Origin of the sequence: Pseudomonas sp. B1-22 (assembly GCF_050474425.1) — a bacterium.
GTDB lineage: Bacteria > Pseudomonadota > Gammaproteobacteria > Pseudomonadales > Pseudomonadaceae > Pseudomonas.
The window spans coordinates 85,661-111,183 of sequence record NZ_JBCHVH010000005.1; the positions used below are offsets into that span (position 1 = coordinate 85,661).

Genomic DNA, 25,523 nt, shown 5'->3' on the forward strand with positions numbered 1-25,523 from the left:
CGATCAATCCCAGATCGGAGCCAGGCCTTCCGGGCTGACTTCACGGCCATTGCGCTCCAGCGTGGCGATCTTCGCCATGTCGTCGCCATCCAGGCGCAGCTCCTGGGCAAGCAGGTTGCTGGCGAGGTTCTCGCGGCGGGTCGAAGACGGGATCACTGCGTAGCCCAGCTGCAGCGCCCAGGCCAGGGCAACCTGCGCGACGGTGGCGTTGTGCTTGGCGGCGATCTCGGCCAGCAGCGGGTCCTTCAGCACCTTGCCGTAGGCCAGGGTCATGTAGGAGGTGACCTTGATGCCCTGCTCTTTCAGGAAGGCGGTCAGCGCCGGGTTCTGCAGGTAGGGGCTGAGTTCGATCTGGTTGGTGGCGATCTCGCCCTTGCCGACGGCGGCGATGGCCTGGCGGGTCAGGTCGATGTTGAAGTTGGAGATGCCGATCTGGCGGGTCAGGCCCAGCTTCTTGGCCTCGGCCAGCGCGCCCATGTATTCGGGCAGCTCGACGCCATTGCCCGGCGCCGGCCAGTGGATCAGGGTCAGGTCGACATGGTCGGTGCGCAGCTTGGCGAGGCTGTCGCGCAGGCTGGGGATCAGTTTGTCGGCAGCGTAGTTCTCCACCCAGATCTTGGTGGTGAGGAACAGCTCGGAGCGCGGCACGCCGCTCTCGGCGATGGCTTGGCCGATGTCGGCCTCGTTGCCGTAGATCTGCGCGGTGTCGATGGTGCGATAGCCCAGCTCAAGCGCTGTGCGTACCGAATCGATGACGGCCTGGCCGGTCAGGCGGAAGGTGCCGAGGCCGAAGGAAGGAATGCTCATGTTTGGGGCTCCAGGAAGGTTGATCGGTTCCAATGGAGCCCAGTCTGCCGGCTTCGCCTTGTGCGATTAAGACGCCGGCACGGCAAAGTCTTTTGACTTCAAATCATGAGTAGCCTTCCAGCACGTGAAAGCAGCGCAATAACTGATCAACCCAGTGTGGCGGCGAAAGCTTCGAGCTGGGTGATGACGGTGCCCCAGCCCTCGAAGAAGCCCATCTCTTCATGCTTTTCCCGTGAGGCGTCGTCGGGGTGCATGACGTGGGCGGTATAGCGGCAGCCGCTGCCATCGTCGGTCATGCTGATGATCGCGGTGAAACCCATCCAGGGCGTGTTCGGCCGCCAACCTTCGGTGAGCATCGAGGTGAACACCAGGCGCTCGCCGGGCACGACGTCGAGGAAGCTGCCGGGGTTGTCGCTGACACCGCCGTCCGGCCCCTTCATCAGGGTATGGAAGGCGCCGCCGGGCTTCAGCTCGAAGGCCAGAACCTCCGTGGTCCAGGGCTTGGGGCACCACCACTCCTTGAGCAGCGCGGGGTCCGACCACGCACGCCACAGGGCGCTGCGTGGGGCGTTGAGTACGCGGGTGATGATCAGGTCGCGCGAGTCGGCGCGTTCAGCATTCCGGGTCATGGTCCTGCTCCTTTTGGTGAAGTTGTTCGACGAATTCGGCCATGCGGTCCGAGCGCGCTTCCCACAGGGCGCGCTGCTCGGCGATCCACTGCTCGGCCTGTACGAGCCGTTGCGGCACCAGCTCGCAGGTGCGGGTCCGGCCTTGCTTGTGGCTGCGGATGAGTCCGCTGCGTTCAAGCACCGTCAGGTGCTTCATGAAGGACGGCAGCGCCATGTCGAACGGCGCCGCCAGGGTCGACACCGGCTGCGCGCCGAGACCGAGCGCGCCGATGATGGCGCAGCGGGTGGGGTCCGCCAGCGCATGGAAAACATCGCTGATTGCCGCTTCATAGTTAGCCATATGGCTAACTATAGTCCAGTGGCGGGCTTTGCCAAGGACTTTCTGCAAGCCCTGCGGAAAGTCGGAGGGATTGATTTCCCGGTTCACGGTGCATGGAGTCGGTCCCAACGCAATCGTGCAACTACCAGCAGACGGCAACTTCAGACCCGAAGCGAAGGTTGGTCGCCTGGCCGGGCGAATGTTCGACTATCGCTTGGAGATAGGCAGCACTTAAATCGCAACTGTTTCTCATTTACAATCGCCCACTTTCTTCGGAGCCAGCCTCCTTTTCCGGGTGCATTGTGTCGTTCGATTCCGCCAAGCCTACGCTGCTGTCCACATTGGTTCGTCACTACGACGAGCTCGTGGATCACATTCGCCGGCGCTTCGGCGACAAGGGCATGGCGCGCGAGGTTGTGCATGATGTCTGCGTGCAGTTGCTGGAGCGCGGAGAGAAAGAGGATGTCCACACGCCCCTTGCCTTGTTGCGGAAAATCTCCCACGACACTGCCGTGAGCCGCTATCGTAGCGACCGCCGCCGAGCCACCTGGGTGCAAGCTGTCCCCGAGCTCCCCGACGTGGCCTGTACGGCGGCAACTCCGGTCAGCCGATACGAGGCCGAGCGGGAGTTCCAGCTGCTCGTCGATGCCATCGCAGGCCTTCCCCCCCGCTGCCAGGCAGTCTTTGTGATGCACAAGATCCACGACATTCCCCAGGCAGAAGTCGCCGAGCGCCTCGGTATCTCCATCAAGACCGTGGAAAAGCATCTGCGCCTGGGGCTGACGGCTTGCAGGGAATTGCTTGGCCGCAACGAGGTACGCGCATGACTCGGTCGCCCTCGGAGAACTCCTCGCAGGCCCCGCTGGATGAGGCGCTGGGACGCCATCGTGAAGAGCTGAAGAAGCTGTTTCCGCTTCCCTCGCCCAAGCCGAAACCTCGCAAATCGAACAAGGCCGCCGGTACTGCCCTGTTGCTCGCAGTGGCCGCCGGGGCACTGGCCTGGCTGAACCCGGCCTACAAGAGCGAGAGCTTCAGCACCGCCATCGGCGAGCGGCGTGCGGTCGTACTGGACGATGGCAGCACGCTCCTGCTCGACAGTGGCAGCCATGTCGATGTCAGCTGGCACCTGCGCAGTCGCCAGGTCGATCTGCACTCGGGACAGGTGCTCTTCGATGTGTCCCCGGCCCTGTACCGCCCCTTCGTGGTGTCCGCGGGCTCGACGCGCGTCCAGGTGCTCGGAACCCTGTTCAATGTTCGTCGCCTGGATGACGACAACGTCCGTGTGACCCTGGCCAGGGGACGTGTCGAAGTCGACGGAGAAAACGCAGCACAATCGCCCGTCTTCCTCACGCCGGGGCAGCAGGTCGATTCGATTCGCGGGCAACTGAAGCTGGTCGCCAAGGTGGACCCGTCCACTGCAATGGCCTGGAAAGATGATCGAATCGTGTTCGAGCAGACGCCCCTGGGCGAAGCGGTGTCCCTGCTGCGCCAGTATCGCCGGGCGCCCATTCTCATGAGCGACCCGAGCCTGGCCTCCCTGAAAGTAACCGGTGTCTTCGAGGCGCATAACGCCGACCTGCTGCTCGACCTGCTGCCGAGCATCCTGCCCGTTGTCGTCCTGCGGCAAGGGGACGGCGCCGTTCAGATCCAAGGCAAGTCCATAAGAAAATAATTCTCAAACGCAGGTAGGGTTTCTCGACTCCCACGGCGGCTATCCAGGAATAGCCAACCTGCAAAGGAAAACGAGAAGTGCATTTTTCCCTCCGGAGTCGCCACCTGCGCCTGTCATTGCTCGCCAGCGGCCTGCTTACCGCGATGTCGGCCCAAGGCCAGGAAAAGGTGGACGTGGATCTGCCTGCCGCCCCGCTTGGCCAGGCCATCAACGCTCTTGCGCATCAGTCCTCGGTACAGATCATCTTCGCAGGCGATCTGGGCGCGGGCCGGCAGGCACCTGCGGTAAAGGGTCGTTTCACACCGGAGGAAGCACTTCAGCAACTGCTCAGGGACAGTGGCCTGCACGTGCAGGCCAAGGACTCGCATACCTTCATCATCGTCCCATCCAGCCAGGCCCAGGAGACATCGGCGGCCTCTCCGTCGCCCCGGAGCGAACCCCTGGAAATGGAGCAGATGGAAATCACCGCCTCACGTACCAGCAGCGACCTGGTCTCTGCGACGCGGCAGTCCACCGTCATTGAGCATGCCCAGCTTGAGGAACTGCGCCAGGGCTCGGAAAGCCTGGCCACCGTGCTGGCCAAGGCGGTTCCGGGCATGTCCGATTCCAGCCGCACCGTCACCGAATACGGGCAGACCCTGCGCGGGCGCAGCATGCTGGTCATGGTCGATGGCGTCCCGCTCAACACCAACCGCGACTCCTCGCGCAACCTGGCCAACATCGACCCGGCGCTGATCGAGCGGGTCGAAGTCATACGCGGCAGCAGCGCCATTTACGGCAGCGGCGCCACCGGCGGCATCATCTCCATCACCACGCGCCCAGCCGGTGGCGAGAATCGTGCAGAAACCAGCCTCAGCGCTACTTCCCCGCTTACCCGTCTGGGCAGCGATGGGCTGGGCGGGCAGTTCCAGCAGTACTTCGCGGGCTCCCAGGGCGCGGTGGATTACTCGTTCGATTTCGGCACCCGCCACATCGGCGCCTCCTATGATGCCCACGGCGACCGCATTGCGCCGGAGCCGAGCCAGGGTGACCTGTTCGACTCGAACATCTACAACATCGGCGGCAAGCTCGGACTGCACATCGACGAAGACCAGCGTGTGCAGCTCGCGGTCAGCCATTACGACGCCCGCCAGGACACGGACTACGCCACGGACCCCAGTGTCGCCAAACTGCCGGCAGGCTCAGTCCCCGCCAACGCCATCAAGGGCCTGGAACTCGATGAGCAGAACCGCATTCGCAACACGCTGGTGAACCTGGAGTACGAGAACCTCGACATCCTCGGCAGCCGGCTCTCGGCGCAGATGTACTACCGGGACTACTTCACCCGCTTCACGCCATTCGATGCCCGCGCGGTTGCAACCCGCGGCGGCAACGTGGACCAGGTGATGCAGAACAGCGAAGTCTTCGGCAGCCGTCTGACCCTGCGCACTCCGCTGGGTGAAAGCGGCAATACCGAACTGGTGTGGGGCAGCGACTACAACCAGGAGCGCAGCGACATGCCGCTCGACGTGTTCGACCCGGCGGCCTATGACGCCAGTGGCGGCCTGGTCTTCGACAAGACCGGCAAGCTCACCTACATGCCGCCGCTCAAGACCCGCAGCGCCGGCGCATTCGCACAGTTGCAGCATCGCTTCGACGAGCACTGGTCCGTTGATGGCGGCCTACGCTACGAATACTCCACCGCCCAGTTCGATGACTTCGTTCCACTCTCCGAGTCCAAGGCCGTCGCGCCCGTGGCCGTCAATGGGGGCGACATCAACTACGACGCGGTGCTGTCGAACCTCGGCATCGTCTATTCGCCGGTGGCCGGCCAGGAAATCTATGCCTCCTTCAGCCAGGGCTTCCAGCTGCCGGATGTGGGCATTCAGTTGCGCAATGCCCGCCGTGGTTTCGACATCGACTCCTCGAACCTGGAACCGGTCAAGACCAACAACTACGAGCTCGGCTGGCGAGGTGCGTTGGGCAGCAACACGCTGGGCACCCTGGCGCTGTTCTACACCACCTCCAAGCTGGGCGACGTGCAGAGCTTCAACAATGGCCTGATTCTCACCCGCACCCAGGAGCGCATCTACGGTGCCGAAGCCAGCGCGGACTGGCTGACGGACGACGAGGTGTGGGGCGCAGGCGGCAGCGCCACCTGGATGCGCGGACGTGAAAAGCCGGATGGCAAGGACTGGCAGGACATGACGGGCTACCGCGTTCCGCCGCTGAAGCTGACCGCCTACGTCCAGTACCAGCCGACCTCGGACTGGAACAACCGTCTGCAGGCCACCTTCTTCGACTCCAAGGACTATCGGCTTGATGGCGTGGAGAGCTTTGGTCGCCATGAGGTGGACACCTACACGACGGTGGATCTGATCAGCCAGTACCGGGTCACTCCCGATGACCAACTGAGCGTCGGAATACAGAACCTGTTCAATCGCGACTACTACCCGCTGTACAGCCAACTGCTGCGCAATAACAACAACACCAGCCACCTGCCCGCCCCGGGTACCGTGCTGACTGCCAGCTATACGCACAACTGGTGAGGCAGTGCATCGTCATCGGGCTGGCGGCGGCTCGCCAGCCCGATGACTTTGCATCCGTTGCTGTTCCTTTTTTGCTTCCGGCCGATTGCGGCTCTCGGCCGGTCGAATCCACAACCCAAGCGGACACCGAGCCTTTCCCGCACCTATTTTCCATCGCAGCCCGTCCACCTCGACGCAGCCTCCTTTCGTCATGGAGATAACCTCTCATCGGATAAATCAATTACGGCATTTTTATATGCCTAAATTGATTTTGCAGTATCACCGACCCTCAGAGGCTACCGTCATGAAAATCGGCTCATCGATACTCTTCGCCCTCATCACCCTGCTCTGCGCCCCGGCCTTCGCAGCAACCGCCGCCCACTCCGGGATGGCCGCGACATCCACTGCCGCGCAGGACAACCGCCTGGCCCTGCGCGACCTGTGGGGGGAGCACATCTTCTGGATTCGCGACTACGTGCAGGCCAACCAGAACGGCGACAAGGCCCAGGCCAAGGTCGCCGCCGAGCAGGTGGTGGCCAACGCCACGACCATCGCCAACGCCATCGCGCCGCTCTACGGCCAGCCCGCCGCCGACCAGTTGCTCATGCTGCTGGCCGGTCACTGGACGGCCGTGAAGCACTACAGTGACGCCAGCGTCGCCAAGGACGCCGCCGGGCGCAAAGCCGCCATCGCCGACCTCACCAGCAATGCCGGCGCCATCGCCAAGTTCCTTTCCTCGGCCAACCCCAACTTGCCCGAAAAGGACCTGGTGGCCATGCTCAGCACCCATGGCGCCCAGCACATCGCCCAGATCGACCAGTTCGGCGCTCACGACTACGCCGGCGAAGCCAAGACCTGGGACGCCATGCGACATCACATCCTGATGCTCGCCGACGCGCTGAACGGTGCGCTGGTCAAGCAGTTCCCGGACAAGTTCTGAGCGAGGTAAGCGAATGCTCCAAGGCATAGGCCGAATGCTTCAAGGCATGGGCCGTACCCAGCAGGATCTGCTCGCCGCCCTGCTCTACCGGGCGGGCGGCATGAGCATCGACGAGTTGGCCGAACAACTGGCGGTCACCCGCACCGCCGTGCGCCAGCACCTGGCGGCGCTGGAGCGCGACGACCTGGTGGTCCGCGGCCCCACCCGCCCGACCGGACGCCGTCCGGAGCAGCTGTATCTGCTCAGCGCACACGGGCGGGAGCTGTTTCCCAGGCAGTACCAACTGCTCGCCGACCTGCTGATCGGCGAGGTCGCGCAACTCATCGGGCATGACGCCCTGCTCAAGATGATGCGCAACCTCGGCACACGCCTGGCGGCTGAACTGGAGCCCGAGCCGGTGGCGGAGCCGCGCATCGCCGAGCACCTGAACGACACGGGCTACGAAGCGCAGATCATTGCCCGCAGCTCGGGCGAGCTGGAAATCGTCGCGCACAACTGCGTGTTCCATCACCTGGCCGTTCTCCACCCCGAAGTCTGCGAGCTGGACCTGGCACTGATCGGCACCCTGGGCGGGCACCCCGTCGAACATCTCGAATGCATGCACCGGGGCGGAGAGGTCTGCCGCTTCCACCTGAAGAGGCAGGCGGATGACGAGTCGGACTGACTACTCTTCGGAACGCTCCGAGGTGTCGCGGTCCCGTTCGTAGTGCCGCGACAGCGGAAATGGCGGCAGCCAGGCCTCGCGGCGGATGGTCCAGAGCTCATAGGTCGGCCGGAACTGGTCAGGGGCATCCAGCGCCCCGAGGCTCACTTCCACTTCATCGCCGCTGCGCCCGAACACCGACGACCCGCAGCGCGGACAGAAATGCCGCCCGGCGTAGTCGCGGGTTTCGCCTTCGATGTCCACCGCCTCCCGGGGGAATATCGCCGACGCATGGAACAGCGCGCCGTGATGCTTGCGGCAGTCGAGACAGTGGCACAGGCCAACCCGATAGGGGCGCCCTGACGCCACGAGGCGGACGTTGCCGCACAGGCAACCACCGGTGAATCGTTCCATGCTGCACCTCCTCTTCATCAGGCCCTTGCACGCCTTGCCGCGCACTCCACCGGGCGAAGCTCGCCAGCCGTCGTAACCGGCCCAGGGTGTAGAGCAGTTCCCGGCGCTCAAGGTCCAAAGGATGTTCTCCGCCACCACCGCGCCGCCTTCCAGCAGGATGCTGGCGACGCACGGGGTGACCCGGACGTTTGGATGAGACCATAACGGATGACCCATAGGCAGCGGCGCCCGTTCAAACCTATCGGGAATCGCCGCGCGGACCCCTGACCTGAATCCCGCGCCGCCGGCAGGTCGCCCTCCACCACAGGCTCGCCGCAGCCAACCTAGATCAACCCCGCATCTCAAGGCAGGCGAGCGTTTAGCGGTCGAGGATAGCGCGGGCGGACCGGTCAAGGACCATCGCTCCTGCACGCCGGACGGTCTCGCAGGGACGGAAGTGCACAATCGTCCAATAAAAAACCCGGATGTCTTGCGACATCCGGGCGTGCTGTCACCGGCGCCGAGTGCGTGGCTACGGCAGGACCGATGGCAGATGCTGCAGGTGTAACCGGTCTTCCAAGAGAAGCCGCCCGACCCAATCGGGCCGGGCGGTGACGCAAGGGCCTTGGCGAATGCCGGGGAACATCGCCTGGGCCGGATCAGCGTGATGCCGTCTGTCGGTGTGCCCACCGCCCATCACGCTGACCGGGCCGATGCAGGGGACGGCCCGGTACTCGCCAATAACGCGTCCTGGTCAGTCGCGGACCAGCGCCAGGGCGACGCCCTGGCCACCGCCGATGCAGAGGGTCGCCAGACCTTTCTTGGCATCGCGGCGGAGCATTTCGTGGAGCAGGGTCACCAGTACGCGGCAGCCCGAGGCACCGATGGGGTGACCGAGGGCGACGGCGCCGCCGTTGACGTTGACCTTCTCGGCGTTCCAACCCAGTTCCTTGCCGACCGACAGGGCCTGGGCGGCGAAGGCTTCGTTGGCTTCGATCAGCTCGACCTCGTCCAGCGACCAGCCGGCCTTCTCCAGGCAGCGACGGGTGGCGGTGACCGGGGCGATGCCCATGATCGACGGGTCGACGCCACTGCTGGCGTAGGCCTGGATGCGCGCCAGGACCGGCAGGCCCAGTTCGCGGGCCTTGTCGGCGCTCATCAGCAGCACGGCGGCGGCGCCGTCGTTGAGGGTGGAGGCGTTGCCGGCGGTGACGGTGCCGTCCTTCTTGAAGGCCGGCTTGAGCTTGGCCAGGGACTCGGCGGTGGTGCCGGCGCGCGGCTGCTCGTCGGTGTCGAAGGACAGCGGGTCGCCCTTGCGCTGCGGGATCAGCACGGGGGTGATCTCGTCCTTGAAGCGGCCGGCTTCGATGGCGGCGGCGGCTTTCAGCTGGGACTGCGCGGAGAAGGCGTCCTGCGCCTCGCGGCTGATGCCGAACTTCTCCGCCAGGTTCTCGGCGGTGATGCCCATGTGGTAGTCGTTGAAGGCGTCGATCAGGCCGTCGCGCAGCAGGGTGTCCTGCAGCTCGGCGTGGCCCATGCGCAGGCCGGTACGGGCCTTGGGCAGCACGTAGGGCGCCAGGCTCATGCTCTCCTGGCCGCCGGCGATCACCGCACTGGCGTCGCCGCAACGGATGGCCTGGACGCCGAGGAACAGCGATTTCAGGCCCGAGCCGCAGAGCTTGTTGATGGTCATCGACGGCACTTCCACCGGCAGGCCGGCGCCGATGGCGGCCTGGCGCGCAGGGTTCTGGCCGGCGCCGGCGGTGAGCACCTGGCCGAGGATGACTTCGTCGATCTGCTCGGGCTTCACGCCGCTGCGTTCGAGCAGCGAGCGGATGACCAGGCTGCCCAGTTCATGGGCGGGGATGTTCGCCAGGCTGCCCTGGAAGGCGCCGATGGCGGTACGGGTGGCGGCAACAATCACTACGTCTTGCATCTGGATACTCCGAAGCAGGCTTTTCCTGTAGGAGCGCGCCATGCGCGCGATTGGCGGGCATGGTGCGTTCCTGTACAGGGAATCAGAAAGTCATTTCCTTGACATCGTCCGGAACGATCAGGCGGCCGGCGGTTTTCTCGGCGATCTCGGCGACGCTCACACCCGGCGCGGTTTCGCGCAGGATGAAGGCGCCGTCCTCGATCTCGAGGTAGGCCAGGTCGGTCAGCACTTTGCGGATGCAGCCGGCGCCCGTCAACGGCAGCGAGCAACGCTCCAGCAGCTTCGACTCGCCATCCTTGGAAGCGTGGGTCATGGTGACGATGATGTTGTCCGCGCCGGCCACCAGGTCCATGGCGCCGCCCATGCCCTTCACCAGCTTGCCGGGGATCATCCAGGACGCGATGTTGCCCTGCACGTCCACTTCGAAGGCGCCGAGCACGGTGAGGTCGACGTGGCCGCCACGGATCATCGCGAAGGATTCGGCGGAGGAGAAGATCGACGCGCCCTTCACGGCGGTGACGGTCTGCTTGCCGGCGTTGATCATGTCGGCGTCGACTTCGTCCTCGGTGGGGAACGCGCCCATGCCGAGCAGGCCGTTCTCCGATTGCAGCATCACTTCCATGCCCTCGGGCACGTAGTTGGCAACCAGGGTCGGGATGCCGATGCCCAGGTTCACGTAGAAGCCGTCCTGCAGCTCGCGCGCCACGCGCTGAGCCATTTGTTCGCGGGTCAGTGCCATGTTCTTGTCTCTCTTGTCCGGTGGGCTCAGGAACGAACGGTGCGCTTCTCGATGCGCTTCTCGAAGGTGCCTTGGATGATGCGGTCGACGTAGATGCCGGGGGTGTGGATCTGGGTGGGGTCCAGCTCGCCCGGCTCGACGATCTCTTCCACCTCGACCACGGTAATGCGGCCCGCGGTGGCGACCACCGGATTGAAGTTCTGCGCGGTGTGGCGGTAGATGACGTTGCCGTAGTGGTCGGCCTTCCAGCCCTTGACGATGGCGAAGTCGCCGGTAATGGCGCGTTCCATCACATAGTGGCGGCCTTCGAACTCGCGCACTTCCTTGCCGTCGGCGACCGGGGTGCCGTAGCCGGTGGCGGTGAAGAAGGCCGGGATGCCGGCGCCGCCCGCGCGGAGTTTTTCCGCCAGGGTGCCCTGCGGGGTCAGTTCGACCTCCAGTTCACCGGACAGCAGCTGCTGCTCGAACAGGGCGTTCTCGCCGACGTAAGAGGCAATCATCTTGCGGATCTGCCGGTCTTCCAGCAGCACGCCCAGGCCGAAGCCGTCGATGCCGCAGTTGTTGGAGACCACGGTCAGGCCCTTCACGCCCATCTTGCGGATCTGTGCGATGAGGTTTTCCGGGATGCCGCAGATGCCGAAGCCGCCAGCCACCACCGTCATGTCGTCGGTGAGCCCGGCCAGGGCTTCCTCGTAACTGCCTACACGCTTGTCGAGTCCTGCCATGTTGCTGCTGCCTCTTGTATTTGGAATGTCCGACTCATTGGTCAGAGAGCGGTTGCAGCTTCACCGCTCTCAACTGATTTGTTAAGTTTGTTTTTCCAATTGATTGATCCGGTTTACTTATCAATGACCGTCAAGCAGCTTCGCGCCTTTCTCGCCGTCGCCCAGACCCTCAGCTTCGCCCAGGCCTGCGAGCGCCTGCACCTGTCGCAACCGGCGCTGAGCCTGGCGATCAAGAGCCTGGAGGAATCCCTCGGCGGCCAGTTGCTGGTGCGCACCACCCGCAGCGTGGCGCTGACGCCGGAGGGCGAGACATTGCTGCCCGTGGCCCGCAGCCTGCTGGCGGACTGGGACAACGCCGAAGAGCTGATGCGCCAGCACTTCACCCTGCAACTGGGCAAGGTCTCCATCGCCGCCATGCCCTCCTTCGCCGGTAACCTGCTGCCCGCCGTGCTGCGCACCTTCCGCGACCGCTATCCGAAGGTGAACGTGGCAGTGCACGACGTGATCAACGAGCAGGTGCTGGAGATGGTGCGCAACCGCCGGGTGGAGCTGGGCATCGCCCTGGAGCCGGACAACTTCGATGGCCTGGCGTTCACGCCCTTCTATACCGACCGTTTCGTCGCCGTGGTGCCGGCGGATTCACCGCTCGCGCAGTGCAGCCAGGTCACCTGGGATCAATTGCTGGAAGACAACTTCATCACCCTGCAACGCCCGTCCGCCGTGCGTCTTCTGCTGGAGGACCGCCTGGCGGCGCGGCACGGCCGCTTGCCGGTGGCGTTCGAGAGCCACCAGTTGGTGACGGTCGGGCGGATGGTGGCCGAGGGGCTTGGCGTCAGCGCCGTGCCACGGCTGTGCCGGCAGCAGATGGAAGAGCTGGGCGCGCGCTGCGTGGCGCTGCATGAACCGCGCATCGAGCGGCGCATCGGGTTGTTCTGCCTGGCGGAGCACAAGCTCTCCAGCGCGGCGCAGGCGCTGAGCGACGTGCTGGTGCGGGGGACGGACTGGGCGGGGATGGAGCGGGAGTGAGTTCCCACCGACGTTCCGTACGTCCTGCGAAGCGCTGGAGCATCGCGGACGGAGTCCGCTCCTACGGATACCTGTGGCTCTTGTAGGAGCGGACTCCGTCCGCGATCAGCCCCAGTTCGCGAGCAAGGACTGGGCGTCCCTCGCAGTCCTACAGGTCAGCGACAGGCCCAGTCGTGTCCCTGTCAGCACGGATTTCGTCGCGATGGATTTCGCGGACAAGGTCCGCTCCTACGGAGGAGCGCAGCTTCGGCTCCGGCTCTTGAAGACTTCCAGAAAAATATCCGCGCACTCCGAGCGCCCCTTCAGGAGGCCGAGTGGAATCGGAGTTTCAGGGTTTGAGCGGCATGGATGCCGCGAGAGCGTCGTCGGGCCAGGGATGGCCCGTCGACGCGTGCCCCTGAAACTTCGATGGAGCGAGGGCATTTTTCGCCTAAGCGAAAAACCGGATGCAGGGGCAAGCGCTTTGGTTACTTTCTCGCGTTTGAGAAAGTGACTCGCCCGAGGGGGCGAAACAAGAAGTCCCAGTACACACCGAAGCGGCGCAGAAACTCCGAACAAGACGGCGGATAACGCCTTAGGCGTTATTCGCCCTACGAAGAGCAAGAGCATCGCGGACGAAGTCCGCTCCTACGCGAGCGCATGACGCCAGCGTTCACATGGAACTCCGAGTCGGCCGCATTGGATTTCGCGGACAAGGTCAGCTCCTACGAGAGCCGTGCCGTCGATACACGGCTCACTCGGGCATTAGAGATCCAACACCAACCGCGCACTCCGAGCCCGCGAGACGCAGGCGCAGATCTGCTTGTTGGCGGCCTTTTCCTTGGTCGACAGGCAGTTGTCGCGATGCTCCGGCTCGCCGTCGAGCACCTCGACGATGCAGGTCCCGCAGATGCCCTCGCGGCATTCGGTGTCGATGTCGCAGCCGTGGGCCTGCAGCACGTCGACCAGGCTGGCGTCCGCCGGCACCTGCAGTACCACGCCGGAGCTCGCCAGCTCCACCTCGAAGGAACCGGCCGGCGCGGAGTTCGCCGCCGGGTCCGCCTGGAAGTGTTCCAGGTGGATGTTGTCCGCCGGGCGCGTGCGCGAAGCGACTTCCACCACCTTGTTCATGAACGGCGCCGGGCCGCAGGTGTAGACGTGAGCGGCCGTGCTGGCGCGCTCCACGCAGGCGGACAACTCACCATCCAGGTCCGCCGGTTCGACGCCGTAGTGGAATTCCACCTTGCCGGCGAAGGCCTCGCTCTCCAGCAGGCGGGCGAAGGCCGCGTGCTCCGGTGAGCGGGCGAAATAGTGCAGGCGGTACGGCTGGCCGCTGGCGTTGAGCTTGTAGGCCATGGACAGCAGCGGCGTGACGCCGATGCCGGCGGCGAACAGCACGTGCTCGCTCGCCTCCGGGGCGATGCGGAACAGGTTGCGCGGCGCGCCCATCTCCAGCTCCATGCCTTCCCTGCCTTGCTCGTGCAGCGCGCTGGAGCCGCCGCGCGAGGCGGCTTCCTTCTTCACCGCCACCAGGTAGGCGACGCGGTCGTCCGGCGGGCTGCACAGCGAATACTGGCGGGTCACCCCGGTGGGACCGGTGACGTCGACATGGGCGCCCGGCTCATAAATGTCGAACGGCTGGCCGTCACTGCGCACGAGGCGGAAGGACCGGATATCCAGGGCTTCGTCGACGATGCTTTCGATTCTTACCTTCATCATGGCGTTACCTTGCAAGGCATTGGTGCGGGCTCTGTGGTCCCTTCCCGGCCCCTGTGGAGAGTGAACGGGTTCGTCTGTTGGTAACGGAGCGAGGATTTTGCCCTCACCCCACATCCTCAACGCATGAACAACCCACCATTGATGTCCCAGCACGCCCCGGTCACCGAAGCCGCGTTATCGGACACCAGCAGCAGCACGGTATCGGCGATGTACTCGGGCGAGCCGAGGCTGCCCACCGGGATCATCTGCAGGATCTGCTCCAGCCGCTCCGGCGCCACGGTCTCGCGCACCACCGGCAGGTCCAGCGGGCCCGGGGAGATGCTGTTGACCGTCACGCCACGCCCTGCCAGTTCGCGGGCGAAGACCTTGGTCAGGGTCGCCACGCCACCCTTGGCTGCCGCGTAATGCGCGCCGGTGGCGGTGCCGCCGTTCTGCCCGGCCAGTGAGGCGATGTTGACGATCCGGCCGAAGCCGCGCTCGGCGAAGTGCGCGCCGAACACCTGGGACGCCACGAAGGTGCCGCGCAGGTTGACCGCCATCGAGGCGTCGAACTCTTCCGGGGTGATCTCCATCAGCGGCGCGACCTTCGACACCCCGGCGTTGTTCACCAGGATGTCGCAGCCGCCCCAGCGCTCCGCGAGCAGGTCGCGGGCGCGCTGGAAGTCGGCCTTCTCGCGCACGTCCAGTTCGACGGCCAGGGCCGTTGCACCGGACGGGTCGAGCAGGTCGGCGTTGCGCTGCACGGCGTCGAGCCGCACATCGGCCAGCGCCACGCGGTAGCCGGCGGCGTGCAGGCGGCGGGCGATGCACTCGCCCAGGCCGCGCGACGCGCCGGTAATCAGTGCGACTCGGGACATGCGACGCTCCTTACAGCAGGAAGCCGAGCGCGGCGAGCGCATCGGTGGAGTTGATCAGGCGCACCACCTTCTGCTCCAGGCGGGCAACGCCGTTGCTGAAGCGGATGCGGTGGGTCAGGTCGGCCACGAACGGGGTGTGCACGCCGCGCTTGTAGGCGTAGAGGATCTGCGCGGAGTTCACTTCCACCACGTCGCCGGCGGCTTCCACCAGACGGAAGCGCGAGACGCTGCGCACGGTCTTCGCCGCGTCCGCCGCCGAGGGCGAATGGCCGGAGGTCAGGCGCTCGATGCGCAGGCCGCGCATGCGCGCGTCGTCGTAGGCGTAGTTGAGGCTGGCGGCGAAGTCGGTGGTGTCCGGGTCGATCGGCACCACGTAGATGCCCTCCTCGCTCCACAGCGACGCCCACTCGGCATAGGCCTTGCGGTCCAGCAGCTCGGCCTCGCGCCAGATGAATTCGATGGCCTGGGCCAGCGGGCCGGACAGACCGTTCAGGGTGTCGAGAGTGCTCATTGGCTCATCATCCTTTTCCACATGTCATAGGCCTCGCGCATGCCGCCTTCGTCGGTGGCGTGGGAAACCTTGTCGCCGTTCTCGGCAATCACTTCGCGGTTCAGGCCGCGGTTGACCAGGATCGGTGCCTTCGGGCCAGCCTGCGCGCCGCGCTGCACGCGATCCCAGGCTTCGGCGTCATCCGGGCTGCCGAAGCCGAATGGGCCCTGGAAGTGCTCGTGGATACGCATCCGCTCGCGGTTGGCGATTTCGGGCCCGCCGTCCATGCCCAGCGCCACGTGGCGGATTTCCGTCTCGGTCACCGAGATCGGCCGCAGCACGCGGAAGAACGACATCGACATGGCGACGTTGGGGAACAGGTTGAGGTTGAAGCCGGCGCCGTGCAGCGAGCGGACGATGCGGCGCACCTGTGCCGGTTCCATGGTCTTGGACAGTTCCTCGGTGACGTGGGCGAAGCGCTCCTGGAGCTGCTCGGTGCCGTCGTCGTGGTCGAGGTCGACGTGTTCGGGCACCATCACCATCACGCTGTGGCCGTTGCCCAGGGCGTGGGTCACCGCCTGCGGGTCGGTCATGAACGAGAGCATTTCCTCGGTTTCCTCGTCCACCGAGGACATAAACGACTTGTGCACGATGGGGAAGTGGTAGCCGTCGGTGGTGTTTTCCAGCTGGATCTTCCAGTTGCCCTTGAAGGTGAACTTGTGTTCGCCCTGGGTCTTGATCGGGTAGCCGGCGCCCTGCTTCATGAACAGGTCCATCCAGTGCTTCGCCCCGCCGAGGAAGTCTTCCAGCGGCTCGGCTTCGTCGTTGTAGGTGGCGAAGATCATGCCGGCGTAGCTGCCCACCCGCAGGCTGGTCAGCGGCAGCTCGGACTTGTCGAGGATGTCCTCGTAACCGTCCGGGTACGGCAGCGCGCGCAGCTTGCCGTCCAGGCCGTAGGACCAGCTGTGGTACGGGCAGGTGAAGCCGGTGGCGTTGCCCTTGTGCTTCTCGCACACGGTGGCGCCGCGGTGGCGGCAGCGGTTTTCCAGCACGTTGATGCTGCCCTTCTTGTCGCGCACCACGATCACCGGACGGCGGCCGATGGTGGCGGTCTTGAAGTCGCCGGGATTGCGGACTTCGCTCTCGTGGGCGACCCACACCCAGGTGCGGTAGAAGATCTTGTCCATCTCGACCTCGAACAGCGCCGGGTCGGTGTACAGCGAAACATCGACGCGGTCGCCCCGGACCAGTTCGTCAGTGCTGCGCGAGGTGGCGATAAGGTTCATGCGCTTCTCCTCAAGCCGTTTTCTTGTTGGCCGGCCGCTCGGCGGCCAGTGCTTGTTCCAGTTGCGCGCCAAAGGCGCAGACACGTTCGTCGGCGCCCTTGCGCCCGACGATCTGCAGGCCGATCTTCAGCCCGCCGCTTTCCAGTTCCACCGGCACCGTCAGCGCCGGGTGGCCGCTGAGGTTGAAAGGCCGTACCAGGGAGGTCAGGCCGGCGATCATCCGGCCGCCGGCGCGCGCTTCGCGCAGCAGCGGCGGCAGGCCCGGCAGGGTCGGCAGCAGCAGCACGTCGTAGTCCTCCAGGGCCGAGTCCACCGCCCGGCTGAAGCGCTGGCGCACGGCCTCCGCCTCGGCCAGTGCCAGCACATCGGTGAGGCTGGCGGCCAGCAGGCGCTGTTCGATGTCGGCGCCCAGCAGGCCCTTGCCGGTCAGGCTGCCGAGGGCCGCCCAGTTTTCGTGATTGATCACCGTCAGGCCGGCGGCGAAGGCTTCGTCGAAGCCCTCCAGGCGCAGGCTGTCGCGGCGCCAGCCGGCGCGGTCGGCGGCGACGCCGATGCGCGACAGCAGGTTCGGCTCGGCGGCCACCTCCAGCAGCGCCACGCGGGCGCCGGCCTCGGGGGCGACGACAGCGCCGAAGCCCGGGCAGATCACCTGCATCGCGGCGATCAGGTGCTCCATGCTCGCCGCGAACGGACCGACGCAGTCCAGGCTGCTGGCGGCGGGATGCACACCGGCGCGGCTGACGCGGCCGTAGGTCGGCTTCAGGCCGGCGACCCCGCAGCAGGCCGCCGGTACGCGCACCGAGCCACCGGTGTCGGTGCCCAGGGCGATATTGGCAAGCCCGGCGGCGACGGCGACCGCCGAACCGCTGGACGAACCGCCCGGCACACGTTCCGGCGCCTGCGGGTTGCCCGGAGTACCGGTCCAGTCGTTGATGCCGGTGACGCCGAAGGCCAGCTCGTGCAGGTTGGTCTTGCCGACGATGCGCCAGCCGGCAGCCAGCACGGCGTCGACCACCTCGGCATTGCGTTCGGCCGGCGCGGCGTCGGCCAGCGCGCGGCTGCCGCAACGGGTCGGGTGGCCGGCGATGTCGAGGGTGTCCTTGACCGCGACGCGCAGGCCGTCGCCGCCAAGCTGGAATTCGCTGACGAATACACTCATGCGGGTTGCTCCTCGCGGGTGGCGCCGAGCGGCTGCTGGTACAGGCGCTGGGTGCGGAAATGGCTGATCAGCCAGGTGCCGTCGATGCAGCGGAAATCGATGTCGAGGCGCGTGCCGAACAGCTCGCTGCGGCCGCCTTCGTAGGTCGAAATCTGCTGCATCAGCCACTGCCCGCGCGCACCCTCGCCGTCCACGCGAATCGCTTCGCTGGTGAGGAAGTGCAGGTTCAGCGCGAAGTGCGGCGACGGCGGCAGGTAGGCGGCGACGAAGGCCGCCACGTCCGCGCGGCCCTGGTGGCTGCCGAAGGTCTGCGCGGTCTCGCGGCCGACGCCTTCCCAGACGGCATCCTCGCTGAACAGCGCGGCCAGCTCGGCCTCACTGGCACGGGGGCTGCGCGGCACGTCGCAGAGGTCCATGTAGCGCGCCATCAGGCGGCGCACCTGGCTCTCGGCTTCGAGCACGGCCAGGCGGCGTTGCAGGTTCGCCAGATCGCCCATGGTTCAGGTCCGCGCGGCTTCGGGAATGGTCAGAGGACGGCCGATGCGCGCCTCGACCTTGGCGTACTTCCACAGGCTGTATTCGTTCACCGGGGTGGTGCGGAACAGGTTGCAGGCATCGATCACGGTCTGGTGGCAGTCGACGTCGGCCATGATGTAGACGGTCCACGGCGAGGTGGTGGAGGCGCCCACCATCAGGCGGTCGTCATCCAGCGCGCCGAGCACGGTCACGCCGGGCAGCGCGCCGAGCGAGCCCATCATCTGGCTGAAGCCCTTCCACACGGCGAGGCCTTCGCCGGTGGGCAGGTCGAAGAAGTTCTGCGTGATGCCGATGCAGAACAGTACGCGCAAGGGTTCCTGGGTGGCTTGGGTCATGCTGAAAATCCTTGATCTTGTCGTGGGCGATTACAGGTAACCGGGGATCGGCGGCACGCCGAGGAACACCGCGCCGGCGCCGTCGTACATGCCGTCGCTGAGGAAGGCGTGCTGGGTGACCACCATGGCGTCGCGCAGGTAGCGCTGCAGCGGGTTGCCCAGGTAGATCGCCGAGGTGCCGGCCAGGCCGTAGGCGCGCTGCACGGCAGCGGCGCCGGCGCGGGACACGTGCACGGCGGCCAGGCGCAGCAGGCTGACCTGCTCGGGGGTGACCGGGTTGCCGGCGAGGATCGATGCCCAGACTTCCTCGGTGGCGTCGTAGAAGAAGCTGCGGGCGCCGCGCAGGTCGGCTTCCGCCTTGCCCACTTCGAGGCGCACGTAGGCGCGATCGGCCAGTTTCGGCGCGCCGGTGATGCCGCCGCCGGAGGCCATGCGGATCACTTCGTCGAGCGCGGCGCGGCCCAGGCCGAGGTTGACCACGGCGAGCACCTGGGCGGCGTAGGCGATGGTCGGGTAGCGATACAGAGGTTCGTCGATGGTCGCTTCGCCGCCGCGGATGAAGGTCCAGCGGTCCTCGACGAAGGCGCCGTCCAGACGCAGGTCATGGCTGCCGGTGCCCTTGAGGCCGACCACATCCCAGTTCTCGACGATTTCCACCTGGCTGGCCGGCAGCAGCGCGGTGCGCGGGCGCCCGCCGGGGCCGGCGGCGCCGATGCCGACGCCGAGCACGTCGGCGCCCTTGCAGCCGCTGGCGAATTTCCAGGTGCCGGTAACCTTCCAGCCGCCTTCCACCTGCTCGGCCGGCTGCAGCGGGAACAGGCCGCCGGCGAACACCAGGTCCGGGCCCTTGGCGTACAGCTCGGCCTGGCTTTCCCTGGGCAGCGCGGCGAGGTAGGTGCTGGCGCTGCCGAAGCTGGCGACCCAGCCGGCGGAGCCGTCGGCTTCCGAGATGCGCTCGATCAGGCGGAGGAAATCGGCCGGCGCCATGGCGGTGCCACCGAAGCATTTCGGGGTGGCCGCGCGATAGATGCCGACATCCTTGAAGCGCTCGATCATGTCGCGCGGAACGTGGCTGCGCAGGTCGAATTCCTGGCGGCGCCGACGCACCTCGTCGAGTACCTGCTCGAAGTCCACGACGGCTTCGCGGGGCGCTTCTGGTGCGGCGACGGCTGGGCTCAGCATGGGCGTCATCTCCGTTGTTATTTTTTGTTCGGGCCAGACCGCTGGTGCGGCGATTGGAGCCAGTGTAGGGAGCCCGGCCAAAGCCCCTCTATTGGGGCGTGCAGCCCGGCCACTAAAGGTTTCCCCTAGCCCCGCGCTGGTAAATTCCAGGCGTCGCCGGAGGCCCACTCGGGTATAACGGGCAGGTACACCGCGAGAGCCATTCCATGCAGCCCGCCGAGAAAGACTTCCAGCAACTGATCGAAGCCCTGCCGCTGTGCATCCTCCTGCACGATGCGCAGACCAAGGAGATCCTCTGGGCCAACCGCGCCGCCCTGACGGTGCTGGGTTTCACCCTGGAAGAGCTGATCCCGCTGAAGGCGCCGGACATGACCAAGCACGCGCCGCAGTACCGCCGCTCGGTCGGCCTGCGCTGGCTGGAAGGCGCGGCGCGCACCGGCCAGCGCGCCATCGAGTGGTGCTATCGCTCCAAGCAGGGCGAGGAAATCCTCGCCGAGGCGGTCGCCACCCTGGTGCACCTGGCCGAGCGCGACGTGCTGATGGTGCAGTTCCGCGACATCTCCCGCGAAGAGCAGGTCAAGCGCGACCTGAAGCGCACCGAGAGCCGCCTGCACGCCTTCATGCAGGACCTCGCCGAGGGCGTGGTGGTGCTCGGTCCCACCGGCGATATCCGCTTCCTCAGCGAATCGGCGGCGCGCCTGCTGGAGGGCGATGAACACAGCCTGCCGGGCGAGAACTTCCTCGCCTGGTGCGACGAACCCTCCCGCGAGCGCCTGGCCCCGCGCCTGGCACTGGACCCGCCCGACCGCGCGCCGTACAGCGTCTACTACCACCTGCAGCGGCGCGACGGCGAATGGCGCTGGCACCATGCGACCTGCCGCTACATCGAGATCGAGGACGACCTGGAAGGCCACCTGCTGCTGTTCCGCGACGTGACCGAGCAGGTGCGCGCCGAGGAGTCGCGCCGGCAGAGCGAGCGCAAGCTGGAATACCTGGCGCGCTACAACGCCATGGGCGAGATGGCCGTGGCCATCGCCCACGAGCTGAGCCAGCCGCTGGCGGCGACGCGCAACTTCATCGAAGGCACCAGCATCCGCCTCGCACAGAAGGGCGAGATCGACCCTTCGGTGGCCTGGGGCCTGGACAGCGCGGTGCGGCAGATCGAGCACGCCTCGCTGATCATCAAGAGCGTGCGCGAGTACGTGGTGAAGCTGGAGCAGGCGGAACAGGTGGTCGACCTCAACGACCTGCTGCACGAGACCCGCTACTTCATCAGCCTCAAGGCGCAGGACGCCGGGGTTCGCCTGGAGGTGGAGCCCAGCGCCGAGCCGCTGCGGGTGAGCTGTGAGAAGGTGCTGGTCGGCCAGGTGATCCTGAACCTGGCGTTCAACGCCATTGAGGAGATGGCCGACCTGCCGGCCGAGCGCCGCGTGCTGCGCCTGCATACCCGCATCGACGACGGCAAGGCCCGGTTCTGCGTGGAAGACCGCGGCCGGGGCATCGATGCGGGCGCGAGGGAGAAGCTGTTCGATGGCTTCTTCAGCTCCAAGGTCAGCGGGAACGGGATCGGGCTGGCGTTGTGCAACAACATCATCGGCCGCCATCGCGGGGATATCTGGGCGGAGAATGTCGAGCCGTGCGGGACGATGTTCTGCTTTAGCCTTCCGTTGGTCTGAGCACTGCGAACTCCCCCTCTCCGTCCGCGATGCTCCTGCTTTCGTAGGGCGCATAACGCCTAAGGCGTTATCCGCCGTTTCTGGGTTTAGGTGCTTCTGCGCCGCTTCGGCGTGTGCTGGGACTTTTTGTTTCGCCCCCTCGGGCGAGTTACTTTGCCAAACGACGCAAAGTAACCAAAGGTCTTTGCCCCATCATCCGGGTCCCGCTTCGCGGGACTTCCCTCGCTCCATCGCAGTTTCAGGGGCCCGCGTCGACGGGCCATCCCTGGCCCGACGACGCTCTCGCGGCATCCATGCCGCTCAACCCCTGAAACTACGATTCCGCTCGGCCTCCTGAAGGGACACTTCGGCGTGCGCGGAGATTTCTCTGGAAGTCTTTAAAGCCAGAGCCATGCGGTGCATATGCTCTCGTAGGAGCGGGCCATGCCCGCGATCGCGCCCATTGGGCGCCCCACAGGTGTCTCTCCCACCACAATCCCCCGCGCAAAAAAACGGGCCCGAAGGCCCGCTGCTAAACGAGGGTGTTGCTCTCACTATCAATCAGTGCGCGATGCACACCGACTTGATCTCGGTATAGGCCTCGACCACGGCGCGGCCGAACTCGCGGCCCATGCCCGACTGCTTGACGCCACCGAACGGCATGCTCGGGTCGAGCAGCACGTGGGCGTTGACCCAGACGGTGCCGGACTCGATGCGCGGCACCAGGTTCATGGCCTTGGTCAGGTCGTTGGTCCACAGGCTGGCGCCCAGGCCGTATTCGCTGTCGTTGGCCATTTCGATGGCCTGGTCTTCATCGCTGAACGGCAGCACGCCGAGCACCGGGCCGAAGACTTCGTCGCGGGCGATGGACATCTTCTGGGTCACGCCGGCCAGGATGGTCGGCTGGATGAAGAAGCCACTGCCCTCGCCTGCCGCACCGCCGCAGACCACGCGCGCGCCTTCGCGGCGGGCGGTTTCGATGTGCTTGAGCACGCTCTGCTGCTGCTTGCGCGACACCAGCGGGGTGACCTGTGCGCTCGCATCCATGCCGGCGCCCATGCTCATGCCGCCGACCACGGCGCCGAGCTTTTCGACGAACTCGTCATAGCGCGACTCGTGCACATAGAAGCGCGAGGCAGCGGCGCAGACCTGGCCGCTGTTGAGCAGACCGCCCAGCAACGCCCCTTGCACGGCCTTGTCGATGTCCGCGTCGGCCAGGATGATCATCGGGTTCTTGCCGCCCAGTTCCAGGGCGAAGCGGGTCATGTTCTTCATCGCCGCCATGCCGACGCTGCGGCCCACGGCAGTGGAGCCGGTGAACGACACCTTGCTGACCAGCGGGTGCGAAGCCAGGCCGCCACCGATGTTCGGACCGTCGCCGGTGACCAGGTTGAACACGCCGGCCGGTACGCCGGCCTCGAAGGCCAGTTCGGCCAGGCGCAGCGCGGTCAGCGGGGTTTCGCTGGCGGGCTTGATCACCACGGCGCAACCGGTGGCCAGCGCGGGCATCAGCTTCCAGATGGCGATCATCATCGGGAAGTTCCACGGCACGATCCCGGCCACCACGCCCACCGGCTCGCGGCGGGTGTACGCGGTGAATTTGGTGCCCGGCGGCAGCGGGATCGACACGTCCATCGTGGTGCCTTCGATCTTGGTCGCCCAGCCGGCCATGTAGCGCATGAACTCGACGGTGGCGCCCACGTCGAGCATCCGCGACAGGTTGATCGACTTGCCCTGGCTGAGGGTTTCCAGCTGGGCCAGCTCCTCGCCATGCTTCTCCACCAGGTCGGCGAAGCGCAGCAGGATGCGCTCGCGGTCGGCCGGGCGCAGGCCGGACCAGACCCGCGACTTGAATGTCGCGTGGGCCGAGTGCACCGCGCGGTCGAGCATGGCGGTGTCGATGTCGGCAACCCTGGCGATGGTTTCGCCGGTGGCCGGGTTGAGTACGTCGACGGTCGGGCCGTCGGTGACAACCCAGGTACCGTCGATGAAGCAGCCGTGGCGGCGGCTTAGGAATGCGCTTACCTGGGGCAGGATTTCAGTCGTGCTCATGTTCACTCCTGGCGAAAAGCGGGCGCGGCGGCCCGTTCGGGAAAAGGGGTCAGTGCTGCTGGCTGAGCCAGCAGGTCACGGCGCGGCGCTCGGCGGCGTCGGCGAGGCCGGCGAACGGCATGTAGGTACCGGGCACCGCGGCCTGCGGCTGGGTGATGAAGGCGTCGAGGTTGTCGCGGTTCCACGCGGCGCCTTTGCTCTTCATCGCCTCGGAGTAGCTGAAGCCGGCCAGCGAGCCGGACATGCGGCCGACCACGCCATGCAGGTTGGGGCCCATCATTCCGGGGCCGTCCTTCTGCGCGGAGTGGCAGACGGAGCAGTCGCGGGCGAATACAGCCTGGCCCTGCTCGGCCTCGGCGGCCGGGCAGGTGTCGGCCGCGGCGACAGCGCTGTGGGCGGCGGCGAGCGCCAGCAGCAGTGCGCCGGCGGCGACCTTGAGGGATTTGTGGAAGGACATCTGGCTCCACCTCGAAGCAGTCAGGCCGACGCGGGCAACACGCCGGCACGCGCGAGGAATTCGCGCTTTTCGAGGGGGATTGTTACTGGCGCCGGGACGGCGGGACTTGTTCTGTGTGCCAGTTGGTTTGGCGGGGGTGCCAAGACGCGGGAATGCCGGGCATAAATTCAGGCGCGACGATGATGTCGGTGAATCGGCGTACAACCGAGAACGGTTGTACGCCCTACGCGTGGGAGCTCAACCGTAGGGCGCATGAAGCGGAACGCTTCATCCGCCGATAGGCGTTCACACCGGGGTTCCGGCGGGGAACGCCGCCGCGCACTTCGTAGGAGCGAGCTTGCTCGCGAACAGCAGGATGCCGATCGCGGACGGACTCCGCTCCTACAAGAGCCACTCACCTGCCGCGGGACGGGCGAACCCTGCCCGATATCACCTACTGCGCGTAGCGCTTGCGGTATTCCCCCGGGGAAACCCCGAAGCGCGACTTGAACGCCGTGGAGAAGTAGCTGGAATCCGAGAAGCCCCAGGCATAGCCCAGCGCCGACAGTTTCTGCTCGAAGTGCGCGTTGCGCAGCGACTCGGCGCAGAAGTCCAGGCGACGGTTCTTGATGTACTGGGCGACGACCATGCCCTTCTTCGAGAACATGCGGTACAGGCCACGCACGGAAACACCGACCTCGCGGGCGATCAGTTCCGGGCAGAGTTCCTCGGCGCTGATGTGCTCGTCGATGAACGACACCGATTTGCGGAACAGCCGTTCATGGCTGTCGCACTCGCTTTCCTGGCCGCTGATCGCCGGGCGCAACAGGCTGACCAAGGCATCCAGGGTCGCCTCGCTTTCCTGCATGCCGATGCCATCGTGGCGGCTGACCTCGCCGACCATGCCGCTGGCCAGCGCGGCGATCGGCGCGCTGGCGGGAATGCGCGTGGCGCAGTTCACCGAGTTGATCCGCGCGCGCTCGAAGACCTGGCGCGGCAGGATCAGCGAGACCTGCCGGGCCTTCTCCAGGTAGGTCATGTTGCTTGGCAGGCTGGCGTCGATCAGGGTGATGTCGCCGCGCGAGAGCTCCACGCGGTTGTCACCCTGCTCCAGGCGCGAACGGCCGTCGAGCTGGAACACCGCGTAATAGTTGTTGCCGCCACCGGCCGCGATTTCCTTGCTGGTCCGGTACAGGCTGATCTGCTCCAGTTCGACCTGGCTCAGCTTGATGGCGCCGCCCTGAAATTCCTTGAGCTCGCTACTGAATTCCGGCCCCAGGGGATGCGCGGCGAAACGCCCGCACGCCTGGTTGATCCGCGCCAGCCATGCCTCGAAGGCATCGCCGCGCGCTTGGGTTGAGGTATTCATGACCAGCAAAGCCTCGCGCGTTCTTGTTGTTATCAGCGTCCGCCTCGATGGGCGGATCGACGTTGATCGATGTCAGGACCGATCACTTGCCCTGCACCCCCTATCGGTGAGGCAGGGTAAGGCACATTTCA

The 25,523-nt window shown here is 66.1% G+C and carries 25 protein-coding genes; 7 read left to right on the plus strand and 18 right to left on the minus strand.

Annotated elements, in window-relative coordinates; all coding sequences use genetic code 11:
- Positions 1–3: 3 nt before the first annotated feature.
- From dkgB to ACQ5BL_RS19450, 3 genes are all read right to left on the minus strand, one after another.
- Positions 4–807, minus strand: a complete 804-nt coding sequence (gene dkgB, locus ACQ5BL_RS19440; RefSeq protein WP_243808367.1) for a 2,5-didehydrogluconate reductase DkgB — start codon at positions 805–807, stop codon at positions 4–6.
- A gap of 146 nt (positions 808–953) precedes the next feature.
- The gene (locus ACQ5BL_RS19445) at positions 954–1,436 is read right to left on the minus strand and encodes an SRPBCC family protein (protein ID WP_243808366.1); all 483 of its coding nucleotides are present in this window, start codon (positions 1,434–1,436) and stop codon (positions 954–956) included.
- Positions 1,420–1,863: an ArsR/SmtB family transcription factor gene (locus ACQ5BL_RS19450; protein WP_368735948.1), complete on the minus strand. Its 444-nt coding sequence runs from the start codon at positions 1,861–1,863 to the stop codon at positions 1,420–1,422. The genes ACQ5BL_RS19445 and ACQ5BL_RS19450 overlap by 17 nt, the downstream gene beginning before the upstream one ends.
- 194 nt (positions 1,864–2,057) lie before the next feature.
- Here ACQ5BL_RS19450 and ACQ5BL_RS19455 point away from each other — a divergent pair, with 194 nt between their 5' ends.
- The 5 genes from ACQ5BL_RS19455 (at position 2,058) to ACQ5BL_RS19475 (ending at position 7,538) form a co-directional block, all read left to right on the plus strand.
- A complete protein-coding gene (locus ACQ5BL_RS19455; RefSeq protein WP_207887351.1) occupies positions 2,058–2,582 on the plus strand; it encodes an RNA polymerase sigma factor in 525 nt (174 codons plus the stop codon).
- Positions 2,579–3,427 (plus strand): FecR family protein, encoded by an 849-nt coding sequence (locus ACQ5BL_RS19460; protein WP_207887352.1) that lies wholly within the window; start codon positions 2,579–2,581, stop codon positions 3,425–3,427. The genes ACQ5BL_RS19455 and ACQ5BL_RS19460 overlap by 4 nt, the downstream gene beginning before the upstream one ends.
- Positions 3,428–3,504: 77 nt before the next feature.
- A complete protein-coding gene (locus ACQ5BL_RS19465) occupies positions 3,505–5,955 on the plus strand; it encodes a TonB-dependent siderophore receptor (RefSeq protein ID WP_243808364.1) in 2,451 nt (816 codons plus the stop codon).
- 367 nt (positions 5,956–6,322) lie between these two features.
- On the plus strand, positions 6,323–6,874 hold the full coding sequence (locus ACQ5BL_RS19470) for a hypothetical protein (protein ID WP_243808427.1): 552 nt from the start codon (positions 6,323–6,325) through the stop codon (positions 6,872–6,874).
- 34 nt (positions 6,875–6,908) lie between these two features.
- A complete protein-coding gene (locus ACQ5BL_RS19475) occupies positions 6,909–7,538 on the plus strand; it encodes a helix-turn-helix transcriptional regulator (RefSeq protein ID WP_243808363.1) in 630 nt (209 codons plus the stop codon).
- Here ACQ5BL_RS19475 and ACQ5BL_RS19480 read toward each other — a convergent pair whose 3' ends face one another.
- From ACQ5BL_RS19480 to ACQ5BL_RS19495, 4 genes are all read right to left on the minus strand, one after another.
- Positions 7,539–7,931: a GFA family protein gene (locus ACQ5BL_RS19480; RefSeq protein WP_207887356.1), complete on the minus strand. Its 393-nt coding sequence runs from the start codon at positions 7,929–7,931 to the stop codon at positions 7,539–7,541.
- A 733-nt stretch (positions 7,932–8,664) separates the two neighbouring features.
- Positions 8,665–9,846, minus strand: a complete 1,182-nt coding sequence (locus tag ACQ5BL_RS19485; protein ID WP_243808362.1) for an acetyl-CoA C-acetyltransferase — start codon at positions 9,844–9,846, stop codon at positions 8,665–8,667.
- A gap of 82 nt (positions 9,847–9,928) precedes the next feature.
- Positions 9,929–10,585 carry a CoA transferase subunit B gene (locus ACQ5BL_RS19490; RefSeq protein ID WP_017520958.1) on the minus strand — a complete coding sequence of 219 codons (657 nt, stop codon included), beginning with the start codon at positions 10,583–10,585 and terminating at the stop codon, positions 9,929–9,931.
- 26 nt (positions 10,586–10,611) lie between these two features.
- Positions 10,612–11,310, minus strand: a complete 699-nt coding sequence (locus tag ACQ5BL_RS19495) for a CoA transferase subunit A (protein WP_243808361.1) — start codon at positions 11,308–11,310, stop codon at positions 10,612–10,614.
- A 123-nt stretch (positions 11,311–11,433) separates the two neighbouring features.
- On the opposite strand from ACQ5BL_RS19495, the gene ACQ5BL_RS19500 reads away from it, so the two are divergent.
- Complete coding sequence (locus ACQ5BL_RS19500) at positions 11,434–12,336, plus strand: LysR family transcriptional regulator (RefSeq protein ID WP_430293216.1); 903 nt, start codon at positions 11,434–11,436, stop codon at positions 12,334–12,336.
- 744 nt (positions 12,337–13,080) lie between these two features.
- Here the strand turns inward: ACQ5BL_RS19500 and ACQ5BL_RS19505 are convergent.
- The 8 genes from ACQ5BL_RS19505 to ACQ5BL_RS19540 form a co-directional block, all read right to left on the minus strand.
- On the minus strand, positions 13,081–14,034 hold the full coding sequence (locus ACQ5BL_RS19505) for a PDR/VanB family oxidoreductase (RefSeq protein ID WP_243808359.1): 954 nt from the start codon (positions 14,032–14,034) through the stop codon (positions 13,081–13,083).
- Between the two features lie 116 nt (positions 14,035–14,150).
- Positions 14,151–14,891, minus strand: coding sequence for an SDR family NAD(P)-dependent oxidoreductase (locus ACQ5BL_RS19510; RefSeq protein ID WP_243808358.1), 741 nt, complete (start codon positions 14,889–14,891; stop codon positions 14,151–14,153).
- Between the two features lie 10 nt (positions 14,892–14,901).
- Positions 14,902–15,402, minus strand: coding sequence for an aromatic-ring-hydroxylating dioxygenase subunit beta (locus tag ACQ5BL_RS19515; protein ID WP_243808357.1), 501 nt, complete (start codon positions 15,400–15,402; stop codon positions 14,902–14,904).
- Positions 15,399–16,667: an aromatic ring-hydroxylating oxygenase subunit alpha gene (locus tag ACQ5BL_RS19520; RefSeq protein WP_243808356.1), complete on the minus strand. Its 1,269-nt coding sequence runs from the start codon at positions 16,665–16,667 to the stop codon at positions 15,399–15,401. The genes ACQ5BL_RS19515 and ACQ5BL_RS19520 overlap by 4 nt, the downstream gene beginning before the upstream one ends.
- A gap of 10 nt (positions 16,668–16,677) precedes the next feature.
- Positions 16,678–17,826, minus strand: coding sequence for an amidase (locus tag ACQ5BL_RS19525; protein ID WP_243808355.1), 1,149 nt, complete (start codon positions 17,824–17,826; stop codon positions 16,678–16,680).
- The gene (locus ACQ5BL_RS19530; protein WP_207887364.1) at positions 17,823–18,323 is read right to left on the minus strand and encodes a nuclear transport factor 2 family protein; all 501 of its coding nucleotides are present in this window, start codon (positions 18,321–18,323) and stop codon (positions 17,823–17,825) included. The genes ACQ5BL_RS19525 and ACQ5BL_RS19530 overlap by 4 nt, the downstream gene beginning before the upstream one ends.
- Before the next feature lie 3 nt (positions 18,324–18,326).
- Positions 18,327–18,698 (minus strand): hypothetical protein, encoded by a 372-nt coding sequence (locus ACQ5BL_RS19535; RefSeq protein WP_207887365.1) that lies wholly within the window; start codon positions 18,696–18,698, stop codon positions 18,327–18,329.
- 30 nt (positions 18,699–18,728) lie between these two features.
- Positions 18,729–19,880, minus strand: coding sequence for an acyl-CoA dehydrogenase family protein (locus ACQ5BL_RS19540; RefSeq protein WP_243808354.1), 1,152 nt, complete (start codon positions 19,878–19,880; stop codon positions 18,729–18,731).
- 206 nt (positions 19,881–20,086) lie between these two features.
- Here ACQ5BL_RS19540 and ACQ5BL_RS19545 point away from each other — a divergent pair, with 206 nt between their 5' ends.
- Positions 20,087–21,556, plus strand: coding sequence for a PAS domain S-box protein (locus ACQ5BL_RS19545; protein ID WP_243808353.1), 1,470 nt, complete (start codon positions 20,087–20,089; stop codon positions 21,554–21,556).
- Positions 21,557–22,096: 540 nt separating this feature from the next.
- Here ACQ5BL_RS19545 and ACQ5BL_RS19550 read toward each other — a convergent pair.
- From ACQ5BL_RS19550 to feaR, 3 genes are all read right to left on the minus strand, one after another.
- Complete coding sequence (locus ACQ5BL_RS19550) at positions 22,097–23,587, minus strand: aldehyde dehydrogenase family protein (RefSeq protein WP_430293217.1); 1,491 nt, start codon at positions 23,585–23,587, stop codon at positions 22,097–22,099.
- Between the two features lie 49 nt (positions 23,588–23,636).
- Positions 23,637–24,044, minus strand: a complete 408-nt coding sequence (locus ACQ5BL_RS19555; RefSeq protein ID WP_243808351.1) for a c-type cytochrome — start codon at positions 24,042–24,044, stop codon at positions 23,637–23,639.
- A gap of 433 nt (positions 24,045–24,477) precedes the next feature.
- Positions 24,478–25,392 carry a transcriptional regulator FeaR gene (feaR, locus tag ACQ5BL_RS19560; RefSeq protein WP_207886804.1) on the minus strand — a complete coding sequence of 305 codons (915 nt, stop codon included), beginning with the start codon at positions 25,390–25,392 and terminating at the stop codon, positions 24,478–24,480.
- Positions 25,393–25,523: the final 131 nt, after the last annotated feature.

Coding starts and splice junctions, on each gene's coding strand:
- ACQ5BL_RS19445 (WP_243808366.1), bottom strand. CDS start 1,436: ATGACCCGGAATGCTGAACGCGCCGACTCGCGCGACCTGATCATCACC.
- ACQ5BL_RS19545 (WP_243808353.1), top strand. CDS start 20,087: ATGCAGCCCGCCGAGAAAGACTTCCAGCAACTGATCGAAGCCCTGCCG.
- ACQ5BL_RS19460 (WP_207887352.1), top strand. CDS start 2,579: ATGACTCGGTCGCCCTCGGAGAACTCCTCGCAGGCCCCGCTGGATGAG.
- dkgB (WP_243808367.1), bottom strand. CDS start 807: ATGAGCATTCCTTCCTTCGGCCTCGGCACCTTCCGCCTGACCGGCCAG.
- ACQ5BL_RS19500 (WP_430293216.1), top strand. CDS start 11,434: ATGACCGTCAAGCAGCTTCGCGCCTTTCTCGCCGTCGCCCAGACCCTC.
- ACQ5BL_RS19495 (WP_243808361.1), bottom strand. CDS start 11,310: ATGGCAGGACTCGACAAGCGTGTAGGCAGTTACGAGGAAGCCCTGGCC.
- ACQ5BL_RS19475 (WP_243808363.1), top strand. CDS start 6,909: ATGCTTCAAGGCATGGGCCGTACCCAGCAGGATCTGCTCGCCGCCCTG.
- feaR (WP_207886804.1), bottom strand. CDS start 25,392: ATGAATACCTCAACCCAAGCGCGCGGCGATGCCTTCGAGGCATGGCTG.
- ACQ5BL_RS19470 (WP_243808427.1), top strand. CDS start 6,323: ATGGCCGCGACATCCACTGCCGCGCAGGACAACCGCCTGGCCCTGCGC.
- ACQ5BL_RS19540 (WP_243808354.1), bottom strand. CDS start 19,880: ATGCTGAGCCCAGCCGTCGCCGCACCAGAAGCGCCCCGCGAAGCCGTC.
- ACQ5BL_RS19480 (WP_207887356.1), bottom strand. CDS start 7,931: ATGGAACGATTCACCGGTGGTTGCCTGTGCGGCAACGTCCGCCTCGTG.
- ACQ5BL_RS19550 (WP_430293217.1), bottom strand. CDS start 23,587: ATGAGCACGACTGAAATCCTGCCCCAGGTAAGCGCATTCCTAAGCCGC.
- ACQ5BL_RS19555 (WP_243808351.1), bottom strand. CDS start 24,044: ATGTCCTTCCACAAATCCCTCAAGGTCGCCGCCGGCGCACTGCTGCTG.
- ACQ5BL_RS19530 (WP_207887364.1), bottom strand. CDS start 18,323: ATGGGCGATCTGGCGAACCTGCAACGCCGCCTGGCCGTGCTCGAAGCC.
- ACQ5BL_RS19510 (WP_243808358.1), bottom strand. CDS start 14,891: ATGTCCCGAGTCGCACTGATTACCGGCGCGTCGCGCGGCCTGGGCGAG.
- ACQ5BL_RS19515 (WP_243808357.1), bottom strand. CDS start 15,402: ATGAGCACTCTCGACACCCTGAACGGTCTGTCCGGCCCGCTGGCCCAG.
- ACQ5BL_RS19535 (WP_207887365.1), bottom strand. CDS start 18,698: ATGACCCAAGCCACCCAGGAACCCTTGCGCGTACTGTTCTGCATCGGC.
- ACQ5BL_RS19525 (WP_243808355.1), bottom strand. CDS start 17,826: ATGAGTGTATTCGTCAGCGAATTCCAGCTTGGCGGCGACGGCCTGCGC.
- ACQ5BL_RS19485 (WP_243808362.1), bottom strand. CDS start 9,846: ATGCAAGACGTAGTGATTGTTGCCGCCACCCGTACCGCCATCGGCGCC.
- ACQ5BL_RS19505 (WP_243808359.1), bottom strand. CDS start 14,034: ATGATGAAGGTAAGAATCGAAAGCATCGTCGACGAAGCCCTGGATATC.
- ACQ5BL_RS19520 (WP_243808356.1), bottom strand. CDS start 16,667: ATGAACCTTATCGCCACCTCGCGCAGCACTGACGAACTGGTCCGGGGC.
- ACQ5BL_RS19490 (WP_017520958.1), bottom strand. CDS start 10,585: ATGGCACTGACCCGCGAACAAATGGCTCAGCGCGTGGCGCGCGAGCTG.